At 68.5% G+C, this 21,453-nt stretch carries 22 protein-coding genes and 2 pseudogenes; 15 read left to right on the forward strand and 9 right to left on the reverse strand.

Annotation, left to right across the window (positions count from 1 at the left end; all coding sequences use genetic code 11):
* Positions 1-91: 91 nt before the first annotated feature.
* Both TPAU_RS08315 and TPAU_RS08320 read right to left on the reverse strand, forming a co-directional pair.
* Entirely contained in the window at positions 92-1,150 is a 1,059-nt protein-coding gene (locus tag TPAU_RS08315) for a M48 family metallopeptidase (RefSeq protein WP_013126307.1), read from the reverse strand.
* A 9-nt stretch (positions 1,151-1,159) separates the two neighbouring features.
* Positions 1,160-2,356: a multidrug effflux MFS transporter gene (locus tag TPAU_RS08320; RefSeq protein ID WP_013126308.1), complete on the reverse strand. Its 1,197-nt coding sequence runs from the start codon at positions 2,354-2,356 to the stop codon at positions 1,160-1,162.
* Positions 2,357-2,577: 221 nt separating this feature from the next.
* Between TPAU_RS08320 and TPAU_RS08325 the strand changes: the two genes are divergently transcribed.
* Complete coding sequence (locus TPAU_RS08325; RefSeq protein WP_013126309.1) at positions 2,578-3,942, forward strand: dicarboxylate/amino acid:cation symporter; 1,365 nt, start codon at positions 2,578-2,580, stop codon at positions 3,940-3,942.
* Here the strand turns inward: TPAU_RS08325 and TPAU_RS08330 are convergent.
* Complete coding sequence (locus TPAU_RS08330; RefSeq protein WP_013126310.1) at positions 3,929-4,837, reverse strand: quinone oxidoreductase family protein; 909 nt, start codon at positions 4,835-4,837, stop codon at positions 3,929-3,931. The genes TPAU_RS08325 and TPAU_RS08330 overlap by 14 nt on opposite strands.
* 57 nt (positions 4,838-4,894) lie before the next feature.
* Between TPAU_RS08330 and TPAU_RS08335 the strand changes: the two genes are divergently transcribed.
* A complete protein-coding gene (locus TPAU_RS08335; protein ID WP_013126311.1) occupies positions 4,895-5,536 on the forward strand; it encodes a TetR/AcrR family transcriptional regulator C-terminal domain-containing protein in 642 nt (213 codons plus the stop codon).
* 4 nt (positions 5,537-5,540) lie between these two features.
* Here the strand turns inward: TPAU_RS08335 and TPAU_RS08340 are convergent, their stop codons facing one another.
* The gene (locus tag TPAU_RS08340) at positions 5,541-7,016 is read right to left on the reverse strand and encodes a carboxylesterase/lipase family protein (protein WP_013126312.1); all 1,476 of its coding nucleotides are present in this window, start codon (positions 7,014-7,016) and stop codon (positions 5,541-5,543) included.
* A gap of 96 nt (positions 7,017-7,112) precedes the next feature.
* Here TPAU_RS08340 and TPAU_RS08345 point away from each other — a divergent pair, with 96 nt between their 5' ends.
* Together TPAU_RS08345 and TPAU_RS08350 are read left to right on the forward strand one after the other, a co-directional pair.
* Complete coding sequence (locus TPAU_RS08345; protein ID WP_013126313.1) at positions 7,113-7,706, forward strand: TetR/AcrR family transcriptional regulator; 594 nt, start codon at positions 7,113-7,115, stop codon at positions 7,704-7,706.
* Positions 7,707-7,793: 87 nt separating this feature from the next.
* A pseudogene (locus tag TPAU_RS08350) lies at positions 7,794-8,144 on the forward strand (alanine:cation symporter family protein); the annotation flags it as partial.
* Here the strand turns inward: TPAU_RS08350 and TPAU_RS08355 are convergent.
* A protein-coding gene (locus TPAU_RS08355) for an IS3 family transposase (RefSeq protein ID WP_086012697.1) occupies positions 8,144-9,378 on the reverse strand; the annotation gives its coding sequence in 2 pieces (ribosomal slippage) (positions 8,144-9,069 and positions 9,069-9,378; 1,236 coding nt in all). The pseudogene TPAU_RS08350 and the gene TPAU_RS08355 sit on opposite strands and share 1 nt — an antisense overlap.
* 68 nt (positions 9,379-9,446) lie before the next feature.
* Between TPAU_RS08355 and TPAU_RS08365 the strand changes: the two are divergent.
* The 9 genes and pseudogenes from TPAU_RS08365 to TPAU_RS08405 all read left to right on the forward strand — a co-directional run.
* Positions 9,447-10,676, forward strand: a pseudogene (locus tag TPAU_RS08365) (alanine/glycine:cation symporter family protein); the annotation flags it as partial.
* Positions 10,677-10,941: 265 nt separating this feature from the next.
* Positions 10,942-11,790, forward strand: a complete 849-nt coding sequence (gene rpsB, locus TPAU_RS08370) for a 30S ribosomal protein S2 (RefSeq protein WP_013126315.1) — start codon at positions 10,942-10,944, stop codon at positions 11,788-11,790.
* Positions 11,791-11,838: 48 nt separating this feature from the next.
* Positions 11,839-12,663: a translation elongation factor Ts gene (tsf, locus tag TPAU_RS08375; protein WP_013126316.1), complete on the forward strand. Its 825-nt coding sequence runs from the start codon at positions 11,839-11,841 to the stop codon at positions 12,661-12,663.
* Positions 12,664-12,783: 120 nt separating this feature from the next.
* Positions 12,784-13,179, forward strand: coding sequence for a VOC family protein (locus TPAU_RS08380; RefSeq protein WP_013126317.1), 396 nt, complete (start codon positions 12,784-12,786; stop codon positions 13,177-13,179).
* Positions 13,176-13,937 (forward strand): helix-turn-helix domain-containing protein, encoded by a 762-nt coding sequence (locus tag TPAU_RS08385; RefSeq protein WP_245537861.1) that lies wholly within the window; start codon positions 13,176-13,178, stop codon positions 13,935-13,937. The genes TPAU_RS08380 and TPAU_RS08385 overlap by 4 nt, the downstream gene beginning before the upstream one ends.
* A gap of 10 nt (positions 13,938-13,947) precedes the next feature.
* The gene (locus TPAU_RS08390; protein WP_147291074.1) at positions 13,948-14,871 is read left to right on the forward strand and encodes an SGNH/GDSL hydrolase family protein; all 924 of its coding nucleotides are present in this window, start codon (positions 13,948-13,950) and stop codon (positions 14,869-14,871) included.
* 10 nt (positions 14,872-14,881) lie between these two features.
* Positions 14,882-15,640, forward strand: a complete 759-nt coding sequence (pyrH, locus tag TPAU_RS08395; RefSeq protein ID WP_013126320.1) for a UMP kinase — start codon at positions 14,882-14,884, stop codon at positions 15,638-15,640.
* A 45-nt stretch (positions 15,641-15,685) separates the two neighbouring features.
* Entirely contained in the window at positions 15,686-16,243 is a 558-nt protein-coding gene (gene frr, locus TPAU_RS08400) for a ribosome recycling factor (RefSeq protein WP_013126321.1), read from the forward strand.
* A gap of 2 nt (positions 16,244-16,245) precedes the next feature.
* A complete protein-coding gene (locus TPAU_RS08405; protein ID WP_013126322.1) occupies positions 16,246-17,136 on the forward strand; it encodes a phosphatidate cytidylyltransferase in 891 nt (296 codons plus the stop codon).
* Here the strand turns inward: TPAU_RS08405 and TPAU_RS08410 are convergent.
* Positions 17,133-18,404 carry an MFS transporter gene (locus TPAU_RS08410; protein ID WP_013126323.1) on the reverse strand — a complete coding sequence of 424 codons (1,272 nt, stop codon included), beginning with the start codon at positions 18,402-18,404 and terminating at the stop codon, positions 17,133-17,135. The two genes, TPAU_RS08405 and TPAU_RS08410, sit on opposite strands and share 4 nt — an antisense overlap.
* Before the next feature lie 49 nt (positions 18,405-18,453).
* A complete protein-coding gene (locus TPAU_RS08415; protein WP_013126324.1) occupies positions 18,454-18,834 on the reverse strand; it encodes a LapA family protein in 381 nt (126 codons plus the stop codon).
* A gap of 57 nt (positions 18,835-18,891) precedes the next feature.
* On the opposite strand from TPAU_RS08415, the gene rlmN reads away from it, so the two are divergent.
* Positions 18,892-20,007, forward strand: coding sequence for a dual-specificity RNA methyltransferase RlmN (gene rlmN, locus TPAU_RS08420; protein WP_013126325.1), 1,116 nt, complete (start codon positions 18,892-18,894; stop codon positions 20,005-20,007).
* A gap of 43 nt (positions 20,008-20,050) precedes the next feature.
* Here the strand turns inward: rlmN and TPAU_RS08425 are convergent, their stop codons facing one another.
* Positions 20,051-20,311, reverse strand: a complete 261-nt coding sequence (locus TPAU_RS08425) for a DUF2631 domain-containing protein (protein WP_013126326.1) — start codon at positions 20,309-20,311, stop codon at positions 20,051-20,053.
* Between the two features lie 126 nt (positions 20,312-20,437).
* Here TPAU_RS08425 and TPAU_RS08430 point away from each other — a divergent pair, with 126 nt between their 5' ends.
* Complete coding sequence (locus TPAU_RS08430; protein ID WP_013126327.1) at positions 20,438-20,749, forward strand: DUF952 domain-containing protein; 312 nt, start codon at positions 20,438-20,440, stop codon at positions 20,747-20,749.
* Positions 20,750-20,826: 77 nt separating this feature from the next.
* On the opposite strand, the gene TPAU_RS08435 is transcribed toward TPAU_RS08430, so the two are convergent.
* A complete protein-coding gene (locus TPAU_RS08435; RefSeq protein WP_013126328.1) occupies positions 20,827-21,399 on the reverse strand; it encodes a DUF6928 family protein in 573 nt (190 codons plus the stop codon).
* Positions 21,400-21,453: the final 54 nt, after the last annotated feature.

Here is a 21,453-nt window from a genome sequence, read left to right on the forward strand (position 1 = left end):
CCGCGACGGCAGGACCGTGGCGCCGGCCCGGCGGCGATGCCTGTGCAGGAATCGAGTTCCTCCACAGGTGCGGTCCGAGGCCCTTGCGGGATCAGTCCTCGTCGTGCTTGCGCGCCGAATTCCGGCGCCACTCGTCGATCTTGCGGCTCACGCCGGTCGCGACATCGGTGACGCCCTGCCCGACGGTGTTCACCGCCGACGCCCCGTAGTCACGCAGCGTGGTGATCAGCGGGTCGGCGGAGGCATCGAAGTTCTCCTTGTAGCCCTTCGCCGCGCTCTTGAACTCTTCGGCGGGATTCGCGCGAGTATCGTCCTCGCGCCGCGGATAGTCGCCACCTACGATGCGGCCGTAGTCGCCACGCTCGACCCAGCGGTTCAGATCTCCGGCACGCAGGACGGAGAACGGGTGCGACTGCAGTTCCAGATTGAGCAGCTTGAGCACGCCATCGCGCAGGTCACCGGTCCGCTCGTACTCTGCCGCCTGCGCCAGGAACCGCTGCGAATCCATTGCGGCGAGCCGAGTTCCGCCCGCCGTCTTCATGTGCACCCGCAGTGCCACATCGGGATCCTGCACGCAGAGTAGCCCCGCCCGGTCGCCGGACAGCTCGGACTTGCGCTGCCACTCCATCAATGCGGCGACCATCGCCCGCAGGCCCCAGCCGCCGATCGGGACCCAGCCGAAACTCCCCGCCAGTCTCAGCAAATGCATGAGCATGGTGCGGTACACGGCGTGCCCCGACAGCGCGTGTCCCAATTCGTGGCCCAGGACGAAGCGCTGCTCCTCGTCATCGAGCAGGTCGAGTAGGCCCGTGGTGACCACGATGAACGGTGTGTCCATGCCGATGGTGAGCGCGTTCACCGTGGGCGACTGCACCACGTACAGTTCCGGCACCGTATCGGTATCCAGGATCGAGGCGCATTCGTGCAGTGTGGCGTGCAGGTCGGCGAACTGTCGCTCGTCGGCGCGGACACCGGAGGCGAGGTAGAGCAGCCGGTGCTGACGCTCCCGGAGCAGCGCCGAAATGCCCTTGAGCAGGGTGTCGAAGCCCCGGAGGCTGCGCAGGGCGACGAGAGCGGCGCGGTCGGCGGGGTGCTCCCACGCACGCGTACTGATCCCCGGAAATTCGGCTCTTTGACGTGAAAGTGTCATACAACAAACTTAGCGCGCGGCGGTTGGCGCTCGCTTGGCCGCGACGAAAGCCATCAGGGCACCGACGGCACAGACGACCATCACCACCCCCAGCACCGTCGGATTCCCGCCGATCCCCGCGACCAGCGCGGCCAGGCCGCCGAAGACGAAACGTGCCGAACCGAGCGCAGCCGACGCGGTGCCCGCGAGCGCGCCGTGATCCTCGAGTGCGAGAGCGGCCACCGTCGGCATGACGAGACCGAGGCTCGAGACCGCGAGGAACAGCGAGCCGACGAGGAGGGGCAGAAGATCGGCGCTCAGGGCCAGGACCGCGACGCACGAGCCCAGCGCCATTCCCGCCAGCCCGGTCCACACCAGCACCGAGGTGGACACCCGGCCCACCAGTCGGCCCCCGATCAGGTTGGTCACCAGCAGGCCCACCGCGTTCGCGGCGAAGACCACGCTGAACTGCGTGGCGGTGAACCCGTAGTGGTCCTGGAAGACGAACGACGAGGTGGAGATGTAGGCGAACATGACGGCGAAAGCGAGGCCGCTGGTCGCGGTGAGCGCGACGAACCGCCGGTCACGCGCCAGGCTGTAGTAGCCGGCGCCCACCGCGCGCCACCCCGAGGGGCGACGGTCCGCCGTGGGCAGCGTCTCCGGCACCAACAGCGCCGCGACCGCGAGGAGCGCGACGCCGAGCACCGCGAGGACCACGAACAGGCCGCGCCAATCCAGCACGCGCAGCAACTGTGCTCCGGCGAGCGGTGCGACGATCGGCGCGACACCGCTGACCGCCATCAGCGCCGCGATCATCCGCGCGGCGGCCACACCATGGAACAGGTCGCGCACGATCGCCAGGCTCAGCACGATGCCCGCCGCGCCGGCGAGCCCCTGCAGCAGCCGGGCGGCGTCGAGCAGGTACACGGACGGGGCCACTGCGCACAGCAGCGAACTCACGATGAACAACGCCATTCCGGCGATCATCGGGCGGCGGCGGCCGATCGAATCCGACAGCGGTCCCACCACGATCTGTCCGATCGCCAGGCCGACCAGGCACGCTGTCAGCGTCGCCTGCATCGCCGGCTGCGATGCACCGAGATCCTCAGCGGCCGAAGGAAGCCCGGGGAGATACAGGTCGGTGGTGATCGGCCCGAACGACGACAGTGAGCCGAGGATCAGGGCGATCCGCAGCTTCGGAGGCGCCGGGCGTTCGGTCGGGGTCACTACTGGTCCTTTCGCTCGCGAAGCATCACCCTACGCGGACCGCGGTTCGCTCCGGGGCCCGGCAGGGGGCTACCGTGGTCGGGTGCAGTGCCTCCTGACGAGTCGACGCTTCGTCGACCAGGTGCAGACGGCCAGCGCGCTCTGTCGCCGCTGAAGCCCGTCGACCTCGCTGCACCCTCTTCCTGATTCCAGGACCACACATCTCTGACAAGGACACCGTCATGTCCACTGCCGCTACCCCGGCTACGGCCCCCTCCCGCATTCCGCCCCTGATGAAGAACTTCGGCTTCCAGATCACGCTCGGCCTGATCGTCGGCGTGCTGCTCGGCCTGCTCGCGCGCCGACTCGGCCCCGCCGCCGACGGCAACGAGAATTGGCTCGCGGGCACACTCGACACGATCGGCTCCAGTTACGTGAAGTTGCTCACCGTGGCCGTGGTGCCGTTGGTGGTGACCGCGGTGGTCGCGTCGATCGCCAACCTGCGCAACGTGACCAACGCTGCGCGCCTGGCGGCCAAGACCCTGGTGTGGTTCGCCATCACGGCCTTCATCGCGGTGGTGATCGGCATCATTCTCGGCCTGGTGCTGCAACCGGGCGAGCACACCACCGTCACCGGGGAGGGCAAGGCGCCGTCGAGCTCCGGTTCCTGGTGGGCCTTCCTCACCGGCCTCGTCCCGTCGAACTTCCTGGGCCTGCAGGCCAAACTGTCCAACGGCTCGGTGTCGCTGAGCTTCAACGTGCTCCAGGTCCTGGTGATCGCCATCGCGATCGGCATCGCCGCGCTCAAGGTCGGCCAGAAGGCCGAGCCCTTCCTCCAGTTCAACGCCTCGCTCCTGGCGATCGTGCAGAAGGTGCTGTGGTGGATCATCCGGCTCTCGCCGATCGGTACCGCCGCGCTGATCGGTAACGCGGTCGCCACCTATGGCTGGAGCTCGATCGGTTCGCTCGGTGCCTTCACCGGGGCGATCTATCTGGGGCTCGTGATCGTCGGATTCGTCGTGTACCCGATCCTTGTGCGGGTGCACGGCCTTTCGGTGCGGCAGTTCTACTCCGGCGTGTGGCCCGCCGCGCAGCTCGGATTCGTTTCGCGCAGTTCGATCGGCACACTCCCGGTCACCGAGCGGGTCACCGAGCGCAACCTCGGTGTGCCACGCGAGTACGCCTCGTTCGCCGTCCCGCTCGGCGCCACCACGAAGATGGACGGGTGCGCCGCGATCTACCCGGCGATCGCGGCGATCTTCGTCGCCCAGTACTTCCATATCGACCTCCAGTTCACCGACTACCTGCTGATCGTGGTGGTCGCCGTGATCGGCTCCGCGGCAACGGCCGGCACCACGGGCGCCACGGTGATGCTCACGCTCACCCTCTCCACGTTGGGACTCCCGCTCGCGGGTGCCGGTCTGCTGCTGGCCGTGGAACCGATCGTCGATATGGGCCGTACTGCGCTCAACGTGACCGGACAGGCACTGGTGCCCACGTTGGTCGCCAAGCAGGAGGGCATCCTCGACGAGGACGCCTACAACGCGCCCCGTACGGACGTCTACGCCGACGAGTCCACCGATGCGGAGCCTGTTACCGCAGCGTGAGAACCACCCGCTTGCCCGCCGGATCGCGTCGCCAGATCTCGGCGATCCGCTCGGCGGGCACCGGGTCGACGTCCATCGTGATGCCGAGGCCGCGGATCGCGTCGAGGATGTGCGGCCGTGCCGCCGCCAGCTCGTCGAGGGTGAAGGAGCCGAACCCGCTGCCCAGCAGCCGGATGTCGGTGGAGCGCAGCAGTGCCCCGGGCAGCGCGATCTCGGCTCCGGCCATGGTGCCCACCTGGACGAACTCGGCGGGCCCGCGGTGCGCGAGAGCTGCGAGCGTGAGTTCGGCGGGCCGCCCCCACAGATAGTCGAGCACCACGTCGATCTTCTCGGCGCCTAGGGCGGCTGCGACCTCGCCTTCCGGCGCGGTGAGGTCGATCGTCGCGTCGGCGCCCACGGCGGCGAGGGTCTCGGCGTTGCGCCCGGCGGCGATGACGCGGGCGCCGAGGTGCCGCGCTACCGCGACGGCGGGGCGGCCCGACCCACCGGTAGCGCCGAGAACGAGTACCGTCTGCCCGGGCCGGACCTGGGTGCGCACCGTCATCGCCATCCACGACGACATGACGGCGTTGACCGCGGCGGCGGCCTGCACGTCGTCGAGCCCGTCCGGGACCTCGGTGAGCGCGGATTCCGGGACGTGGACCACCTCTGCCGCCGTGCCGGGCGTGGTGACGTAGACCCGGCGCCCGTCGGCGGTGATGCCCACTCCGTCCACGCCGATCACGAAGCCCGGATCGGCGGGGGAGGCGTAGTGCCGGCCATCGGCGACGCCGCGGGTGAGGTTGTGCAGCGCGACGGCCGACATGTGCACGGGAATCAGGACGTCCGACGGTGTCGGGGCGGGCAGGTCGGCGAGGACGGGGGTCTCGGCGTAGGTGGCGATCACGGCTTTCACGACATCTCCTTAACGGCGTTAAATCAATCTCGAATCTAACACCGTTAAGGTGTGCGGGTGGCATTGAATCGCGCGGACGTGGTCGAGGCGGCGCTCGCCGTACTCGACGAGGTGGGTATCGACGGGCTGACCCTGCGCCGGATCGCCGACCGCCTGGAGGTGAAAGCCCCGGCTCTGTACTGGCACTTCGCCTCCAAGCGCGATCTCACCGATGCGATGGCCACCGAGCTCATGCGACGCGCGCTGCCGGATACGCCGCCGTCGGGCGACTGGCGCGCCGATCTCGCGGCCGGTGCCCACCGATTGCGGGCCGTGCTCCGCGCGCACACCGACGGTGCCCGGGTGTTCAGCGGCTCGAAGTTCACCGACATCGATGTGGTGCGCGCGAGCGAGGCGCCGCTGCGCGCTCTCGTTGACGCCGGCTTCGAGCTGCGCGATGCGGCTCTTGCGTCGTCGACCCTGCGCGATCTGGTCGTGGGCTTCGTCATCGAGGAGCAGGAGGTCTTCGGGATTGACGGTGCGCCTCGGCCGGGCTACGACCCGGCCGCTCGCGCCGCCGCGATCGGGGAGCGTGAATACCCGTTGGCCGTCGCCGCCGGGCCCACCGCCTGGGGCGCGCCTGACGAACGTTTCGCCGATGCGGTGCGATTCCTGATCGACGGCCTCGCCGCGCGCCGGCGCGAGGGCGGGGCTACCTGACCGGTCAGGCCGGGGCGAAGGGTGTCGGCGGGCGGTCCTGCCAGATGCGGCGCGAACGCTCCTCGGGATACGGCGCCGTCGTCGACGGGTCGTCGACGAGCCGGGTGCTCCGGCGCTCGGGGTCGTAGCGGGGCCAGCCCGGATCGCCCGTGGCGCAGAACCGCACCCAGGAGCGGAGCAACTCGTCCGACACCGCGCGCGCACCGTCCGGCGCGTCCTCGCCGAAGAAGAGGACACCCGTGGGGCAGTCGAGAGTGCCGAAGGCGAGTGGGACGTCGATGCTGTGGCAGGCGCCGTAGACCTCGGACTCCCAACACATCTCGAACAGGAACGAGGTCCCTCCGGCCGCGGCGTTCGCCTCGGCGAGCAGCACGGATGGCATGCGAAAGGTGGCGTCGGAGTAGACGATCTCGACGGTCTCGTCGGCCGTTGCGCCCGGATACGCGGCGCGGTACTCGGCGGGGTCGCCGGGCGCGAATACCTCGAGGGCCGTGGCGGCGTCCTCCTCGGTGAAGGTGCCGCGCACGCCCATCATGATGCTGAACAGTCGGAACTCGTCGCGCATGTGTCCGGCGAGCAGGTCGACGCCCGCGGCGTTTCCGTCGGCCAGCGCCTCCCATGGGGTCTGCGGCAGCAGGTCCCCGTCGATGACCGGGCAGACGACGATCCCGAGGTGGGCGAGGCGTCCCCACCGGTTCTTGTACGCGGGGGAATCGGCGCAGAGCGCGGTGACCTCCTCGGCCAGGCGTTGCGGCGGGACCTGTGCGAACCCCGCCGCCGTCGGCGCGACGCGCAGGCGCTCGGCGAGCGCGGCCGTGACCTCCGTCGCCAGCGCAGGGGTGATGTTCAGGCCGGGGACGGAGTGGGTGATGGCTCGCCGGAACAGGGGGCGCGCACCGGGGATCGTGAGCAGTGCCGCTACGGATCCCGCTCCGCCGGAGGTCCCGGCGATGGTGACCGCATCGGGATCGCCGCCGAACGCGGCGATGTTCCGCTGGATCCATTCGAGCGCGGCGATCTGGTCGAGGAGACCGCGGTTCGACGGTGCGCCGTCGAGTAGCGCGAAGCCTTCGGCGCCCATCCGGCACTGGACGGTCACGACCACGAGGCCCGCGGTCGCGAGCGCGGTCGGATCGAACATGGGATCCGCCGCGGTGCCGGCCATGTAGCCGCCGCAGGAGATCCACACCAGGACCGGCAGCGCGGACCGTCCTGGGTCCGGGGTGCACACCGCCACTGTGAGCCAGTTCGCATCGTCCGACACCTCCGCCTTCGGGCCGGGGCCGGATTGCGGAGGCGGGGGGCCGAACTCGATCGCGGGGCGGACACCGTCCCAATGCGGGACCGGCTCGGGGGCGGCGAACCGCAGCGCGCCGACGGGCGGCTGTGCGTAGGGGATGCCACGGAAGGTCGCGGTGCCGTCGCGGTACTCGCCCTCGACGGTGCCTTCCGCGGTCGTGACCCTGGGTCGCTCGTGCATGCCGCGGTCTCCTTCGGCTCGGCGTGTCCTCGCCTCCGACGTTATCAGCCATCTGTATTATTTCAAGTGTATTGGTGAGGATCGGAGGGTGGCCGGGTGCCGAAACAGGTGAACCATCAGGAGCGACGCGAAATGATCGCGCGGGCGCTGTGGCGCGTCGTGGACCGGCACGGGGTGCTGAAACTGAGCCTGCGCGAGGTCGCCAAGGAAGCGGGCATGTCGCACGGCCAGCTCCAGCACTACTTCGCGAGTCGTCGCGAGCTGCTCGCGTTCGCCATGGACTTCGCGTCCGAGCAGACCGCCGCCCGGGTGGCCCTCGGACTCGCCGAGCTCGGGCCGGACCCGCACCCCCGCGATGTGCTGCGCTTGACCCTCACCGAGATGCTGCCCCTGCATTCCGACGCCCGGGTGACCAGTCGTATGAGCGCCGCCTACATCCTGGAAGCGCTGCACGACACCGAGATCCGTGAACGCGCCCGCGACGGCATGCAGCAGGGGCGGTCGCAGGTCCAGTCGCTCATCGCGGGTGCGATCGCCGACGGCTCCATCGCGCCGGAACGGGACCCGGTCGTCGAGACCGATCGCGTCCTGGCGCTGACCGGTCTGACGCCCCTGCTGGACCTCGGCGTCCTCGGGCCGGCGGAGGCGCTCGCCGCGGTCGACCGGCACCTCGAGGAGCTGTTCGCGTAACGCAGCTTTATCGAGGCTTTGCAAAATGTTTGTTTCGGATTGACGCATCACCGCCTCGCGTGCCGTCGTGCTGCGTACGGTCGGACCATGTCAGAGCTGATCGCAACGCTGAACGAATACGTCTGGAGCCCGCCGCTGGTGTTCCTCTGCCTCGGTGCGGGGGTGTACTTCAGCATCCGTTCGCGATTCGTCCAGGTGCGGCAAATCCCGGCGATGATCAAGCAGCTCATCGGCGGAGAGAAGTCCGACAGCGGGGTGAGCTCCTTTCAGGCGCTGGCGATCTCACTGGCGGGACGGGTGGGCACCGGCAATATCGCGGGCGTCGCGACGGCCATCGCCTTCGGCGGCCCCGGCGCGCTGTTCTGGATGTGGGTGATGGCCTTCCTCGGCGCTTCCACGGGCCTTGCCCCTGGATCTTGGACACGATGTCATTTCGGTTATGCCGCTTGCGTGAGCGTAGCGCGGTAGGCGGTTTCGTAGGTGTTTGGTGTGATGTTGCCGATCGCGGAGTGCCGGCGGCGGGTGTTGTAGCGGTTGGCCCACCGGAACACGGCCCGGTAGGCCGTGGCCTGGTCGCCGAACGCTGGTCGGCCTTGGAGGAGTTCGCGTTTGAGGGTCGCGTTGAAGCTCTCAGCGAGGGCGTTGTCCGCGGACGAGCCGATCGCTCCCATCGACTGGGTCACGCCGAAGTGCTCGCAGAGGGCGGTGTAGGCCTTCGAGGTGTAGACCGACCCGTGGTCGGAGTGAAAGATCGCCCCAGCCAGGGTGCCGCGTTCGCGCTGCGCGGCCCGTAGTGCGTTTTCGACGAGCTCGGTGCGCATGTGAGTGGCCATCGACCAGCCTGCCAGCTTGCGTGAGCCCAGGTCGATGACCGACGCGAGGTAGAGGTTGCTGCCGTCGGCGATGGGCAGGTAGGTGATGTCGCCGACGTAGCGGCGACCAGGACCGCCGGTGCTGAAGTTCCTGCCGATCAGATCTGGGAAGCGTCGACCGGACTGATCCGGGACGGTTGTCTTCACACGCTTGCGGAGCCGGATTCCGGCCAGGCCGTGCTCACGCATCACGCGCGCCACGCGCTTGTGGTTGACCCGCTCACTCTCGGCTGCGCCGGCGTTGAGGTCAGCGGTGATCCGAGGCGCTCCGTAAGCACGATCCCCGCCCTGTTTCGGGTCTTGCAGCACCCGGATCCGGCCCGCCAGCACCGAGTCAGCCGCCGTCCGCGCGGCCCGCCCCTGCGCTGCAGCGAGCCACGCGTAGAACGACGACCGCGCGATCCCAATCACCTGGCACAACCGCTTCACGCCGTAGGCGTCCTTGTGGTCCTCAACGAACTGGAAGCGGTTCACCAACTCGTCTCCCCGGCGAAATACTTCGCCGCCTGACGGAGAATGTCGCGTTCCTCAGCAAGCTTTGCCTGCTCGACCCGCAACACCCCATTCTCGGCCTCCAGCCTCGTGATCCTCGCCGCCTGCGACTCCCGCCGCCCCACTGACACCCCCGCCGCAGCCGACGCGGTCCTCGTCCCGGAGCCGAGCTTGTCGACCCACCCCTTCAACGATCCCCGGGGCACACCCAAATCCGCCGCGATCCCCTGCAACGTCGCACCCGGCGTCGACTCATACAAGTCCACCGCCCGGCACCGGAACTCATCGGTGTAACTCTTCCTGGCCATCCTTGGATTCTCACTTCCCCCAGCCATGTGCTGGATTACACGTGTCCAAGAACAGGGGGTAAGGCCCCACATCCTTCGTCGAATGCACGCTCGGTCAGATCTACAAGGAACGCGACCGGCTGACGGGGGAGTACCGCGGCGGGCCCGCGTACTACTTCTCCCGTGCTTGGGCGCACACCCGATACGCTCTCGCCGGCCGGGTGTACGGCCTGATCTTCGCTGCGGTGACCGTGCTCGCCTGCGGACTATTGATGCCCATGGTCCAGGCCAACTCGATGGCGGTCGCGATGGACGGCGCGTGGGGTGTGCAGCCCTGGGTGGCCGCCGTCGGCATCGTGATCGTTCTGGCCTTCGTGATCATCGGCGGTGTCAAGCGGATCGCCACCTTCGCCACCGTCGTGGTGCCGTTCATGGCGATCGTCTACATCGCCGCAGCCCTGGTCGTGATGGTCGTCAACGCCTCCGTGGTTCCCGAGGTCTTCACGCTGGTGATCGCGTCCGCCTTCGGCCTGGAGGCGGGGATCGGTGGCGCCGTCGGTGCGGCGATCATGTGGGGCGTCAAACGTGGCATCTACTCCAATGAGGCCGGCCAGGGCACCGGGCCGCACGCCGCGGCCGCCGCCGAGGTCAGTCATCCCGCCAAGCAGGGCCTGGTGCAGGCCTTCGCGGTCTACGTCGACACCCTCTTCGTATGCTCCGCGACGGGGTTTCTCATCCTGAGCACCGGTGCCTACAAGGTCTTCGACGGCGATGCGCAGACCGCGCCCGTGATTGCGGACGGTGGCGCGCTCACCGGCGATCCGACCGTCGGGCCGGCCTATCCGCAGCAGGGCTTCGACACCGTCTTCCATGGCGCCGGAGCCAGCTTCATCGCGATCTCTCTGGCCTTCTTCTGCTTCACCACGATCGTCGCCTACTACTACATGGCCGAGACGAATCTGCGGTTCCTGATGGGCCGAGCGGCGACCTACGTGATCCCGGGAATCAACTCGCCGCTCGGGCGCACGCTGACGCTCCTGCTTCAGGCGTTGATCCTGGTGTCGGTCGCCTTCGGCGCGGTTGCGACGGCGAAGGACGCCTGGGCGATGGGTGATCTCGGTGTGGGCCTGATGGCCTGGCTGAACGTGTTGGGGATCCTGGTGTTGCAGAACGCGGCCTTCGCGGCATTGCGCGACTTCGAGCGGCAGCAGAAAATGGGGATCGACCCGCAGTTCGACCCCGCCGGCCTCGGCATCGTCGGTGCGGACTTCTGGGACAAGCGCGCTGAGGAACGTCGCGCCGACCCCGTCGACGCCTAACGCGGTGTGTGCCGCCCACCTGCGAGATCGCGACGATTTCGCAGGTCGACGACTGCGGCGTACACTGGATTCGCGCTCCGTCCCTATGGCGGAGTGACTTCGCGTGTTCCCCCGGCGCCCCAGGGCGTGCCGAGCAGCGCGGTCTCCCTTCCCCAAGGGAGTGCAGCTCGACGGAACACCAGGACACCGCGCCCGATCTCGACCCGCTGACCAGTGGGAACGAGGTCGTCGCGGCGTGAGAAACTGCAACTACGAAAGAGGCATCATGGCAGTCGTCACCATGAAGCAGCTGCTGGACAGCGGCGCGCACTTCGGTCATCAGACCCGCCGGTGGAACCCGAAGATGAAGCGTTTCATCTTCACCGACCGCAACGGCATCTACATCATCGATCTGCAGCAGACGCTGACCTACATCGATAAGGCCTACGAGTTCGTCAAGGAGGCCGTCGCCCACGGTGGCACCGTTCTCTTCGTCGGTACCAAGAAGCAGGCCCAGGAGAGCATCGCCGAGGAGGCCACTCGCGTCGGCATGCCCTACGTGAACCAGCGCTGGCTGGGCGGCATGCTCACCAACTTCCAGACGGTCCACAAGCGTCTTCAGCGCATGAAGGAGCTGGAGACCATGGAGCAGACCGGTGGCTTCGAGGGTCGCACCAAGAAGGAAATCCTCATGCTCACGCGTGAGAAGAACAAGCTCGAGCGCACCCTCGGCGGTATCCGCGATATGGCCAAGGTCCCCTCGGCCATCTGGGTCGTGGACACCAACAAGGAGCACATCGCCGTGGGCGAGGCGCGCAAGCTGGGCATCCCGGTCATCGCGATCCTCGACACCAACTGCGATCCCGACCTCGTCGACTACCCGATCCCGGGCAACGACGACGCCATTCGGTCTGCTGCCCTGCTGACCAAGGTCGTGGCTTCGGCCGTGGCCGAGGGCGTGCAGGCCCGCGCCGGTGTCGCCGGTGGCGACGCCAAGCCCGAGGCCGGTGCCGGTGAGCCCCTCGCCGAGTGGGAGCAGGAGCTGCTCGAGTCGGCCACCGTCGCCACCGCCGGTGACGAGGCCAAGGCCACCGAGGCTCCCGCCTCGGCGCCCACCGAGACCCCGGAAGCCTGATCGGGCGACCGGTCGCACGACCTTCCCTTCTACGAACAGGAGTCGCACATGGCGAACTACACCGCCGCTGATGTCAAGCGTCTCCGCGACCTCACCGGGTCGGGGATGATGGACTGCAAGAACGCGCTCACCGAGACCGACGGCGATTTCGACAAGGCCGTCGAGGTGCTGCGCATCAAGGGCGCCAAGGACGTCGGCAAGCGCGCCGGTCGTTCCACCGCCGAGGGCCTCGTGTCCGCCAAGGACGGCGTGCTCATCGAGCTCAACTCCGAGACCGACTTCGTCGCGAAGAACGAGGAGTTCCAGCAGCTCGCCGACGCGATCGTCGGCGCCGCTGCCGCATCGGACGCCGCGACCGTCGAGGCCGTACTCGAGCTGCCGCTCGACGGCGAGACCGTCGCATCGCGCATCGAGGCCGCGTCGGCCAAGCTGGGCGAGAAGCTCGTCCTGCGTCGCGTCGCTCGGTACGACGGCCCCGTCGCCGTCTACCTGCACAAGCGCAGCTCGGACCTGCCGCCCGCCGTGGGCGTGCTCGTCTCGTACTCGGGTGACGGTGACACCGCCGCCGAGGCCGCCCGTGGCGCCGGTATGCAGGTGGCCGCGCTCAAGGCGCGCTACGCCAGCCGGGATGAGGTTCCGGCCGACGTCATCGAGAACGAGCGTCGCATCGCCGAGGAGACCGCGCGTGCCGAGGGCAAGCCGGAGCAGGCGCTGCCGAAGATCATCGAGGGCAAGACCGTGGCCTACTACAAGGACACCGTTCTCCCCGATCAGGCTTCGGTGACCGACAGCAAGAAGTCGGTCCAGCAGGTCCTCGATGAGGCCGGCGTGAAGGTGCTCGCCTTCACCCGCTTCGAGGTCGGCCAGGAGTAATCCTTTCCGCCCTTCGGGCCGTCCGGGTGCTGTTCGCAGCGCCTGGACGGCCCGAAGTCGTTTCGCGGGTGTGCGGAAATCTTCAAGCCCGACGGTGCCGCCGGGTGTCAGGGTGGAGTCATGAACACCACACGCACCGATACCAACATCTGGCCCGGACTCACCTACACCGACCCGCTCGCCGCCCGGGACTGGCTGCGCCGCCTCGGATTCGAGGACGGCATCGTCGTCGAGGGCGACGGTGACGGCGAGGTGGTCCATTCCGAGATGCTGTGGCCCGACGGCGGCCGCGTGATGATCCACTCCGCCTGCAAACAGGACAAGACCTTCTCCTCGGTGCCCGGCAGCGGCAACCTCTACGTGGTGGTCGCCGACCCCGATGCCGTCTACGCCCGGGCCAAGGACATCAACGCCACCCTGGTGCGCGATATGGCCGAAGAGGACTATGGGTCCCGGGGATTCTCCGTCGCCGACCCGGAGGGCAACACATGGAGTTTCGGTACCTACGCGGGGTGACGCACCCCGCGATCGCCCGGGCCGTTGCCTACGACATCAGCGGAGTCGTCCCGGGCACCCACCTCGCCGTTCCCTCGCCGACGCTCACGATGATCATCGACCTCGGCCACGGCCTGGACCTGACGGGGCCGGGTCTAACCGGGCGCACCACCTTCCGGCGCTGCCTGTCCGGGATGCACCCGACGCCGTATTGGGTACATCACGACGGGCTGCAACGCGGTGTCCAGGTGGACGTCGCACCCAGCTTGGTGCGGGCCCTCACCGGCGCCCCCGCGGCCGAACTCGCAGGAGAGGCCGTCGAACTCGACGACCTCCACCCGCGGCTCGCCGCCGAGTTGCACGGGCGGGTCGCCGCGGCGTCCGTCGCCGACCGGGAGACCATCGCCGCCTCGGTGCTGGCGAGGTACGCCACGTCCGGCCGCGAGGTCCAGCCCGACGCCGCCGCGGCCTGGTCGCTCCTCGCCGCCCGCCGCGGGCGGGTCACCGTCGCCGAGCTCGTGGAGCGATCCGGCTGGTCGGCTCGGTACCTCGCGATGAAGTTCACCGCTGAGTTCGGCATGGGCATCAAAGAGACCGCTCGCCTGATGCGCTTCGACGCCGCACGACGCGACCTCGAAGGCGGTCGCGCCGCCGCCGAGGTCGCCGCGCAGCGCGGCTATTCCGACCAGGCGCACCTCAGCCGTGAGGTGCGCACCTTCCTGGGGCTCACCCCGTCGGCCTACCTCGCGCTCCGCGAGAGCGAGTTCGTCCCTGTGTAGTGTCGCCGGGGTGTCCGGGACCCGTCGTGCGATCGCAGTAGTGGTCGTGCTCTGCCTGGTCCTGGCGACCGGAGCCTCCACCCTGATCGGCGGCGGCAGCGGTTACGTCCACTATCAGACCAACGCCACCAGCTACATCCCCGACCTTCCCGGCGGCGCACAGTACGTGTCCATGGGCGACAGCTACGCCGCGTCCGGATCCCGCAAGAAGGTGCAGGCGATGGACCTGTGCGCCCGCAACGGCGACGACCTCGGGCACGTGCTGGCACAACGACTCCAGCGCTACTCGTTCACCGACCGCGCCTGTTCCGGCGCCACCCTCGACGACCTCACCCAGCCCTCGCCGAAACCCAACACGTCCCCGCAGCTGTACGGCGTCGGTCCGTACACCCGCCTCGTCACCATCCTCGCGGGCGCGAATTCGATGGGCTTCGGGGGAGTGGTCATGCACTGCTTCGCCGAGCCCGATGAGCAGTGCCGTGCCGTCGCGGAGCAGAACCTGCCCGGCACCCAGGGATGGGCCTTCGTCCGCGCCCAGTACGCCGCCACCGTCGACGCGATCCGCAGGGCCGCCGCTCCCGATGTGCGGATCGTGCTCGTCGGTTACCTGCCGCTGTTCACCCTCTCCGGGCCCGAGAACGCCGCCTGTCTCGACAGCGCCGGGATCCCGCCGGAGAACGTCGACCACTGGCGCCGCTGGTACGCCGGGATGGAGAAACTCATCGCTGAGGTCGCAGCCGATCGCGGCGCCCTGTACATCGCGCCGCCCACGTCGCGGCCCGCGTGCGCGGCGGAACCCTATGTGGCACTGGGAGGCGTGAAGCTCAAGGCGCAGGAGCCGGACGCCAACGGACTGCATCCGACGGAGATCGGACAGCGCGCCGTGGCCAACCTGATCGAGGACCGGCTCCGAGGAATTGATCGGCCCGCATAGGATAGGGGCCGTGACAGACGTGGCCCAAGGAACTCAGCAGGACTCTTCGCACGATCCGGCACGGCACGGCTACAAGCGCGTGCTGCTCAAGCTGGGCGGTGAGATGTTCGGCGGCGGAGAGGTGGGGCTCGACCCCGACGTCGTGAGTGCGGTGGCGCACCAGATCGCCGAGGTGGCCCGCAGCGGCCACGAGGTGGCCGTGGTGATCGGCGGCGGCAACTTCTTCCGCGGCGCAGAGCTGCAGAACCGTGGCATGGACCGTGCTCGATCCGATTACATGGGCATGCTCGGCACTGTGATGAACTGCCTCGCCCTGCAGGACTTCCTGCAGAAGGAGGGGGTCGACACCCGCGTGCAGACCGCGATCACGATGGGGCAGGTCGCCGAGCCCTACCTGCCGCTGCGCGCGCGCCGGCACCTGGAGAAGGGGCGCGTGGTGATCTTCGGCGCAGGCATGGGCATGCCCTACTTCTCCACCGACACCACCGCCGCGCAGCGCGCGTTGGAGATCGGTGCCGAGGTGGTCCTCATGGCGAAAGCCGTGGACGGGGTCTACGACAGCGACCCGCGCACCAACCCGGACGCCGAGATGTTCACCGAGATCACCCACCGCGAGGCCCTGGAGAAGGGCCTCAAAGTGGCCGACGCGACGGCGTTCAGCCTCTGCATGGACAACAAGATGCCGATGCTGGTGTTCAATCTCCTGGTGGAGGGGAACATCGCCCGCGCCGTCGCCGGCCAGAAGATCGGCACGCTGGTCCGTCCCTGACGGCCGCACACCCTCCCACCGACTGCCTACACGAAGGACGACACCGTGATCGACGAAGCACTCTTCGACGCCGAGGAGAAGATGGAGAAGGCCGTCTCGGTGGCCCGGGAGGACTTTCAGTCGATCCGCACCGGCCGCGCGAACCCCTCGATGTTCGCCAAGGTGATGGTGGACTACTACGGCTCACCCACCCCGATCACCCAGATCAGCTCCATCACCACGCCCGAGGCGCGGCTCGTGGTGATCAAGCCCTACGAGGCTAATCAGCTGGGCAACATCGAGACCGCGATCCGCAACTCCGACCTGGGCGTGAACCCGACCAACGACGGGCAACTGATCCGCGTGGGCATCCCGCAGCTCACCGAGGAACGCCGCAAGGAGCTGGTCAAGCAGGTCAAGAGCAAGGGCGAGGATGCCAAGGTGTCCATCCGCAACGTGCGCCGCAAGGCCAACGAGCAGATCGCCAAGTTCGTCAAGGACGGTGACGCCGGCGAGGACGAGGGTTCGCGCGCGGAGAAGGACCTCGACAAGACGACCGCCAAGTACACCGCGCAGATCGATGACCTGGTCAAGCACAAGGAAGCCGATCTGATGGAGGTCTAGCCGTGGCTGATACCCCGGAATCGGCGACCGGCGAACCCGACGCCGAATCGCCGCCGGCCAAACGCCGGATCAGTGCCGGACGCAACCTGCCCGCCGCCATCGCGGTGGGCGTGAGCCTGGGCTTGATGATCGTCGCGATCCTGGTGTTCGCGCCGCATCTGTGGGTGCCCCTCGTGGCCGCCGCGGTGGCCGTGGCCACCTGGGAGGTGGTCAAGCGGTTCCGCGCCGCGGGCACCAACCTGGAGCTGTGGCCGATGCTGATCGGCGGGCAGGCCATCATCTGGCTGTGCTGGCCGCTCGGGCCGGAGGGGGTGCTCGCGGCGTTCACCGCCACGGTGTTGGTGTCGATGATCTGGCGGCTGCTGGGTCATCAGAGCACCGCCGCGCCGAACTCCTTCACCCGCGACATCTCCACCACCGTCTTCGTGCTGGCCTGGGTGCCGCTGTTCGCGGCCTTCGGAGCCATGCTGGTGCTGCCCGATAACCGCGGGCCGCAGCGGGTCGCGGCGCTGATCATCCTGGTGGTCTGCTCCGACGTCGGCGGGTACGCGGCGGGCGTGCTGTTCGGTAAGCATCCGATGGTCCCCGCGATCAGCCCGAAGAAGTCCTGGGAGGGTTTCGCCGGGTCGATGGTGGCCGGCGCGATCGGCGCCGTCCTCGTGCTCAAGTACCTGCTCGATGTGAACCCCCTGTGGGGGCTGATCCTCGGTCCCGTCGTGGTGATCACGGCCACCCTGGGTGATCTGCTCGAATCTCAGGTCAAACGCGACCTGGGGATCAAGGACATGGGCACCCTGCTGCCCGGTCACGGCGGCATCATGGACCGCCTGGATTCGCTGCTGCCCAGCGCCGTGGTCGTCTGGGCGGCGCTCACGGCCCTCATGCCCGCCTAACGTTCCGGGGAGGGCGTTCGCCGCACCACTTCGCGGAGTGGGCGGGGCGTGATCCCATCGCGACGTCGTGCTTTCCTGCGGGTGATGATCACGCCGATCAGCGCGATCGCCCACAGCGGATACTGCGCCATCCATGCTGCCCGGAACCCGTCGAAACTCAGGCCCTCACCCGATCCCATGATCGAGCCCATCGCCTGGATCAAGACGAGGCTGGCGAGGAAACCACCGATGTTCACCATGCCCTGCGCGGTGCCCAGCACCCGGGTGGTGTTGAACGAGCGGGCGTAGTCGAAGCCGATCGCCGAACTCGGGCCGCCCACCGAGATCACCAGGACGAGCAGTGTGAGCAACCACGCCGGCGATGGCTCGTCGCGCACCAGGACCGCCGTCCACACCGTGGCGCTGGCGACGATGATGCCGATCACCATCCACGACCGGCGCATCGGAAAACGACCGGTGAGGAAGCCGATCACCGGCCCAGCGGCCAGCGTCGCGGCCACACCGAAGCTCACGATCGCGCCCGCCGATGCCGACGAGAGTCCTTGTCCCAGGGTGAGATACGGGACACCCCACATCAGCATGAACGCGGTCACCGAGAACATCGCGCCCATATGCGTGAAGAAGCCGAGCCGGGTTCCGGGGTGCATCCAGGTCGACCGGAGGATCCCGGGTATGTCGCCGACGCGGACGGTGACCCGGGGCGCCACTCGATCGGGTGGGGCGTCGCGGACCACGGCGATCACCGACACCGCCGCGATCAGGCCCAGGCTTGCGGCCCCCAGGTAGGCGGGCGTCCAGCCGGACGCATGCAGCAACGCGAGGAAGGGCACGGCCGAGAGGATCTGGCCGAGCTGGCCCGTCATGCCGGTGAGCTGTGTGACCAACGGGATGCGCCGCACCGGGAACCATGCGGGCACCAGGCGCAGTACCGAGACGAACGTGAGGGCGTCACCGACTCCGACGGCCACGCGGCCGGCGATCGCGACCGGAAGCGATTCACTGAGCGCGAGTGTCATCTGCCCGAGCGCCATGATCACCGCACCGGTGAACACGAGGCGGCGCGAGCCGAAGCGGTCCAGGAGCAGACCCGCCGGGATCTGCATACCCGCGTAGACCACGAGCTGGAGCACGACGAACGCCGACAGGGTCGCGGGTGCGGCGCCGTACCGCTCGCCGGCCTCGGTGCCGGACACGCCGAACGAGGTGCGTTGCAGAACGCCGATCACATAGGCGAACGTCGCCACTGACCAGACGACCCACGCACGCATGGGTCCATCGTTTCACCGCGGCACTGTGGGGCTCGCGGCGGCCCGGACGTCAGTCGCGCATCTTCTTGGCGGCGCGGCGCAGCTGGAAGATGCGCAGTCCGCCCGCGGAGCCCACCACGAGCGCGCCCAGGATGGCCGCGATCAGCAGGGATACTCCGAGCGGCAGGTTCGCCTCCCAGAAAAGAAGCTTGATCTGGGTGTTCTGCTGATTCTGCACGATGAACGCGAGCAGCACGAGCAGGATGATCGCGCCGCCGACCAGTCCGGACCACAGCGATGCCGACCGCGTGTGCTTGACCTGGTCGTAGGCGTCGAGGGTCACCCCGTCGCCCTTCGTGGCGGGCGCGGTCGACGGTGCCTCGGCGTCGGGGTATGCCGGAATCTCCACGGGCTCTTTGCTGTCCCGAACACGGTCTTCGTTCGCTGCCATGCGGCTTATCCTGCCACCTGATCGCCCACCGCGAAACCGTGGGACACTGGTGGAGACATGAGCACCTCCCTTCCCCTGGTATTCGACGCGCCCAAGCGCGGCAAGCCCCCGCGCCACCTGGCCGACCTCACCGACGACGAGCTGCAACAGGCCGTCGTCGACCTCGGTCTGCCCAAGTTCCGCGCGAACCAGCTCGCCCGCCACTACTACGGCCGGCTCGAAGCCGATGCCGCCACCATGACCGATCTGCCCGCGTCCGCGCGCGGCACCGTCGGCGAGGCGCTCCTGCCCGAGTTGATGTCACCGATCCGGCACATCGCCACCGACAGCGGCACCACCCGCAAGACGTTGTGGCGCCTGCACGACGGGACGCTGCTCGAGTCCGTGCTCATGCGCTACACCGACCGCGCCACGCTGTGCATCTCCAGCCAAGCCGGCTGCGGTATGGCCTGCCCGTTCTGCGCCACCGGTCAGGGCGGCCTCGACCGGAACCTCTCGACCGCGGAGATCGTGGACCAGGTCCGTAGCGCCGCCAAGGCCATGCAGGACGGCGATGTCGCGGGCGGCCCCGGCCGGCTGTCGAACGTCGTCTTCATGGGCATGGGCGAGCCGCTCGCCAACTACAAGCGGGTAGTGCAGGCCGTGCGCCGGATCACCTCACCGGCGCCGGAGGGGCTCGGGATCTCGCAGCGGCACGTGACCGTGAGCACCGTGGGCCTGGCGCCCGCCATCCGCAAGCTGGCCGACGAGGGTCTGTCGGTGACGCTCGCCGTCTCGCTGCACACGCCCGACGACGAGCTCCGCGACACGCTGGTACCCGTCAACAACCGCTGGAGCGTCGCCGAGGTGCTGGACGCAGCGCGGTACTACGCCGATCAGACCGGACGCCGCGTGTCCATCGAGTACGCACTGATCCGCGATGTGAACGATCAGCCCTGGCGCGCCGACATGCTGGGGGAGAAGCTGCGCACGAAGCTGGGCCAGTTCGCGCACGTCAACCTGATCCCGCTCAACCCCACACCGGGTAGCGAGTGGGACGCGTCGCCGAAGGACCGGCAGGACGAATTCGTGCGCCGCGTGATCGCGCAGGGTGTGTCCTGCACCGTGCGTGACACCCGCGGACAGGAGATCGCCGCGGCGTGCGGGCAGCTCGCGGCAGAAGAAAACGCCTGATCCGCGTTACGGATCAGGCGTTCGTCGGGACGCTAGCGGTCCGTCAGTTCTTCCACTTGCCGCGGCTGGTGTACCAGTTCACCGCGATGGCGCCGAGGATGGCGACGGCGAAACCCACCAGCCAGATGTCCTCGGTTTTACCGGTGTGGTTGCCGATCGTCATGCCGAGCAGCAGCAGCGCGAACAGCACGCCGGCGATGCGGGCGGCGTTGGGCGCGGTGCCGCTCCAGCCCCAGTCCTTCGAGGGCACGTCGGCCTCGTCGACCGTCGAAGTGCTCTGACGCTCCAGGTCGGTGGTTGCCACTGAATCTCCTTCGTCGCTGCCTACCGCGGTTCCGGGAGGCGAAGTCCCGGGGTATGCACGAATCCTATCCCGCTACGACGGTTCGTCGTATCAGGGGCGGCGCAAACGCGCGGTAGCGTCGTCCGGGTGATCTTCCACCTGGCCTTCGTCGCCGACTGGGACGCCGCGCAGGCGCCGGGCGAATACACCGTCTCGACCCGCGGCGCCTCGCTCGCCGACGTCGGATTCATCCACTGCTCCACCGCCGAGCAGTGGCGCGGTGTGCGGGAACGCTTCTACGCCGACGTTCTCGCCGCCGATCTCGTGCTGCTGTCCATCGATCCGACGGGGCTGGACGTGCGCCACGAGCCGCCCGCGCCCGGTGCCGAGGAGCTCTTTCCGCACCTCTACGGTCCGTTGCCGGTATCCGCCGTGACCGGCACGGCGCCGGTCGAGTAGTTCACGGAACGACGGTGCCGTCCGGCGCCAGGATCAGTCGGCTGGGTGAGCCGGGGAGACGTTACCGCGGCGTGATGTCAGCGGCGGTATCGGTAGCGGCGCAGAGGAACATCCCCGGGGCGTATCGCGTCCTCGATCCACCGACCCTCGAACAGGAATCCAAGGCGCAGGGCCATCGCTTCATTCACCATCCATCCGAAGCTGTGGTCCTCGTCATAGTTCACACCGATCTCGAAGGGCATGCGCTCGCCGATGTCGTCATAGATGTCGCTGTCCGCCGCGGCGAACGCACGGACCAGTCGCCCCTCGCTCCAGTGCCCGTAGCAGCCCAGACCGACCGTCGATTGCAGGACGAAGTGGTCGACACACGTGTACGGCTCCGTGGAGACGACCGCGAGCGGCAATGCCGTTGATTCTGTGGCCAGCTCGCGCGCCACGACGATCGCGAGCGGACCGAAGACCCCCGCGGCGACCATGTCCTCGAAGGGCGCCGTGCCGCGCCCGAGGTCGGTGGCACCGTCGAACACGAGATCGCCTGCGAATCTGCGTGCGAGGCGGTCGGTCGCCTCGGCGTCGAGGGGCGGAAGATCGTCGAACCACCGCTTGGGGTCGCCGACCGACAGGACGATGAAACTGCAGCTTGCTCCCATGGCCCGGACGCTATGGGCGGCCGCTTTCGGCGCGCTTGTCGCCGACTAGTGGAC

Source organism: Tsukamurella paurometabola DSM 20162, from assembly GCF_000092225.1.
Classification (GTDB): Bacteria; Actinomycetota; Actinomycetes; order Mycobacteriales; family Mycobacteriaceae; genus Tsukamurella; species Tsukamurella paurometabola.

Bases quoted from the DNA above. Each gene is read 5' to 3' on its own strand.
- TPAU_RS08325 (WP_013126309.1), top strand. From the start codon at position 2,578: ATGTCCACTGCCGCTACCCCGGCTACGGCCCCCTCCCGCATTCCGCCC.
- TPAU_RS08410 (WP_013126323.1), bottom strand. From the start codon at position 18,404: ATGCGTGCGTGGGTCGTCTGGTCAGTGGCGACGTTCGCCTATGTGATC.
- TPAU_RS08380 (WP_013126317.1), top strand. From the start codon at position 12,784: ATGAACACCACACGCACCGATACCAACATCTGGCCCGGACTCACCTAC.
- rpsB (WP_013126315.1), top strand. From the start codon at position 10,942: ATGGCAGTCGTCACCATGAAGCAGCTGCTGGACAGCGGCGCGCACTTC.
- TPAU_RS08315 (WP_013126307.1), bottom strand. From the start codon at position 1,150: ATGACACTTTCACGTCAAAGAGCCGAATTTCCGGGGATCAGTACGCGT.
- tsf (WP_013126316.1), top strand. From the start codon at position 11,839: ATGGCGAACTACACCGCCGCTGATGTCAAGCGTCTCCGCGACCTCACC.
- TPAU_RS08340 (WP_013126312.1), bottom strand. From the start codon at position 7,016: ATGCACGAGCGACCCAGGGTCACGACCGCGGAAGGCACCGTCGAGGGC.
- TPAU_RS08435 (WP_013126328.1), bottom strand. From the start codon at position 21,399: ATGGGAGCAAGCTGCAGTTTCATCGTCCTGTCGGTCGGCGACCCCAAG.
- TPAU_RS08415 (WP_013126324.1), bottom strand. From the start codon at position 18,834: ATGGCAGCGAACGAAGACCGTGTTCGGGACAGCAAAGAGCCCGTGGAG.
- rlmN (WP_013126325.1), top strand. From the start codon at position 18,892: ATGAGCACCTCCCTTCCCCTGGTATTCGACGCGCCCAAGCGCGGCAAG.